The sequence below is a fragment of the Nitratidesulfovibrio liaohensis genome (assembly GCF_011682075.1).
Classification (GTDB): Bacteria; Desulfobacterota; Desulfovibrionia; order Desulfovibrionales; family Desulfovibrionaceae; genus Cupidesulfovibrio; species Cupidesulfovibrio liaohensis.
Map to the genome: position 1 here is coordinate 1 of NZ_VSMK01000347.1, position 2,959 is coordinate 2,959.

The following is a 2,959-nucleotide window of genomic DNA, read 5'->3' on the forward strand; positions in this document are numbered from 1 at the left end:
GGAGTCCGCGGCGTACTCGCCGGGGGCGGCGTCCGGCTGGTGGGCCGGGCCGGGGTGGGTGTTGCCCTGCTCCTGTCCCCGCTGGCGCGCCAAGGCCACCTCTTTGGTGCGCAGGGCCTGCAACCGCTCCAGTGTGCCCACCAGCAGATCCACCTCGCGCAGCTCGCCGGGCGTCTTGGGGTCGCGCTCGGCCAGCAGGGTCAGGCGGCGGGTAACGGCTTCTTCCGCCGTCTCGTGCGTGAGCAGGGCGTCCCATTCGCCCGTCGTGCTCCAGTGGTAGACGGTGCGGCGCGGCACGCCCAGCGCGTCGGAAATGTCCGCCACGGTGTAGCGCCGCAGGTACATGCCCCGCGCGGCCTGCCGTATCTCGTCCGGGTACTGGCGCACGCCCTGCCGGGCTTCCTGCGCATTCCCGCCGTCTGCAATGGTCTCCATCGTGCTGCAATAGCACTGTTGCGGCAACCGCCAACGCACCACAAATCCGATTTTGCAAAAATCGGACGCCGTGTCTTTGACCTTGCCTTGCGTGCTGTGCCTACATGCCACGCATGAGCAAGCCCACCCTCACTACGGATTTCGTCAAGATAGGCCAGTCCGGCCCCACCATTGACGGTCGGACCATCAAGCCGGAGTGGCTGTTGCAGGCTGCCGAGACCTACAGTCCGGACGTGTACACGGCCCTGATCTGGCCGGACCACTTCCGCTTTCAGAACTACGGCAAAGTGCTGGAGCTGAAGACGGAAGAGGAGGGGGGCGTGGTCAGCCTGTACGCGCGGCTTCAGCCCAACGCCAGCTACCTGATGGGCAACCAGTACGGGCAGCGGCTCTTTTTCTCCATGGAGATCGACGACAACTTCGCCGGTTCTGGCCGGGCCTACCTGCTGGGCCTGGCGGCGACCGATTCCCCCGCCTCGCTGGGCACCAGCGAACTGAAGTTTGCCGCCCGCCGCAACTCCCCCGGCAGCCAGTTCTACTCCAACGTCGAATTCTCCATGCCCGTCCCCGCAGAAGACCGGGAACCCCCGTGGGTGACCCGGCTTTTCAAGTTGTTCACCCCCAACGCCACCCAACGCGAGGAGCCCATGGACGCACAGCAGTACGCGGAGATGCAGGGCAAGATCGACGCCCTTGCCACCGCCGTTACCGAGATCAAGACCACCGTGGCCGCCTTTACGGCCAAGCCGAATGACCAGGCACAGCCCGCCGCCCCCGCCGCACCTGCGGCCCCGGCTGCCCCGGTCGGGGCGGAGTCGGAAAAGTACACCGAGCTGGCCGCTGCCATCATCAAGCTGGGCGCGCAGATGGATGGCATTGCCGCCCGGTTCGAGGCCGCCAAGTCCGGCACGCCGGTGCCCCCCACCGAAGGCCCTGCGGACGACAACGCCCCCCTCCTGTAGGGGCGGGAGGAACCCACATGCGCGAAAGTACCCGCAAGAAGTTCAACACCCTGTGCGACCGCATGGCCGCCACCTACGGCGTGCCCAGCGTGCGCCAGCAGTTTTCGGTTGCGCCCACCGTCGAACAGCGCCTGCAGGACGCCATCGTGGAGCGGTCCACCTTCCTGCCCAAGATCAACACCATCCCCGTGGATGACCTGGAAGGCGAAACCCTGCTCGGCTCGGCCACCGGCCCCGTTTCTGGCCGCACGGACACCAGCGCCGACAAGGAACGCACGCCCCGCAACGTGCTGGGCCTGAAGCCTTACCGCTACAAGCTGGTCCAGACCAACACCGACGTCTACATGCGCTACGCCACCATGGATGCGTGGGCCAAGTTCCCCGACATGGGCGACCGGTACTCCCGCTACGTGCAGGAACGCATGGCCAACGACCGCGAGCTGGTGGGCTGGCATGGCCGCTCGGCTGCCGCCGACACCGACCTTTCCGCCTTCCCGCTGATGCAGGACGTGAACAAGGGCTGGATGCAGTACATGCGCGAAAACCTGCCCGGCAACATCCTGAGCGGCGGCGCGACCGCCGGTGAAATCCGCATCGGCGCGGGCGGCGACTGGGCCAACCTGGACATTGCCGTGCACGACCTGTTGCAGGGCATTCCCACCTACATGCGCCAGAACCTGGTTGCGCTGATCGGCACCGACCTCATCGCGCAGGAAAAGGCCGCGCTGTTCGCCGTGGTGGGCGGAAAGCCCACGGAAAAGGCCCTGCTGGGCAACGCGCTGACCACCTTTGGCGGGCTGGCGTGGGATACCCCCTCCAACTTCCCCGGTCGCGGCCTTGTGGTCACCAGCTACGACAACCTTTCTGTCTACCTGCAGAACGGCTCGTGGCGTCGCAAGGTGGAAGACAATCCCAAGAAGGACCGCGTGGAGGACTACAACAGCCGCAACGAGGGCTACGTGGTGGAAACGCCCGAACGCTTCGTGGCCGTGGAGTTCGACAACGTGAAGCTGCCCGACGGCGCGGACGGGTGGGCCTAGCCATGAGCCTGATGCGCAAGCACCAACAGGCCGTGCGCGTGGTTCCCGTGGGCAATGACGCGCCGGGCGAGCGGATAGGGGCCGGGGCCGTGGTGCTGGGGGCCATGCCCGCCGCGCCCCGTGGCCTGCTGGGCGGCAGCCAGTTGGCCACCTTCCTGTCCGCCTCGCTGTCCGAAGATCTGGCGGCGCTGTCTGCCATCGCTTCCGTCGAACGCAAGATCGACCTGAAGCGCGACACCCTCATTCCCAAGTACCGCGACTACGCGGCGCGCCTGATGGCCGACGGCCAGCGGCACGAGCTGCTGGGCTACTACCTGGTGTGGTGCCTGGACGCGGGCTGCATGGAAGAGGGCCTGCGCGTGGCCGCGTGGGCCATGGAGCAGGGCCTGCCGCTGCCGGAACGCTTCCGCGCCAGCGTGCCGCTGTTCGTGGCGTCTGCCGTGGTGGCGTGGGCTGAGCGCCAGCACGACGCCGGGCACGACTTCGAGCCGTACCTGTCGCAGGCGCAGGCGCTGGTGGAGC

General features: G+C 67.4%; 4 protein-coding genes. 3 read left to right on the top strand and 1 reads right to left on the bottom strand.

Annotation, left to right across the window (positions count from 1 at the left end; all coding sequences use genetic code 11):
• A partial coding sequence (locus FVW27_RS11960) for a terminase gpP N-terminus-related DNA-binding protein (RefSeq protein WP_243838397.1) occupies positions 1–435 on the bottom strand: 435 nt, incomplete at its 3' end.
• 113 nt (positions 436–548) lie between these two features.
• Between FVW27_RS11960 and FVW27_RS11965 the strand changes: the two genes are divergently transcribed.
• From FVW27_RS11965 to gpM, 3 genes are all read left to right on the top strand, one after another.
• Positions 549–1,397, top strand: coding sequence for a GPO family capsid scaffolding protein (locus FVW27_RS11965; RefSeq protein ID WP_243838399.1), 849 nt, complete (start codon positions 549–551; stop codon positions 1,395–1,397).
• 17 nt (positions 1,398–1,414) lie between these two features.
• Entirely contained in the window at positions 1,415–2,437 is a 1,023-nt protein-coding gene (locus FVW27_RS11970; RefSeq protein ID WP_167125438.1) for a phage major capsid protein, P2 family, read from the top strand.
• 2 nt (positions 2,438–2,439) lie between these two features.
• On the top strand, positions 2,440–2,959 hold a 520-nt coding region (gene gpM / locus FVW27_RS11975), incomplete at its 3' end, for a phage terminase small subunit (RefSeq protein WP_167125440.1).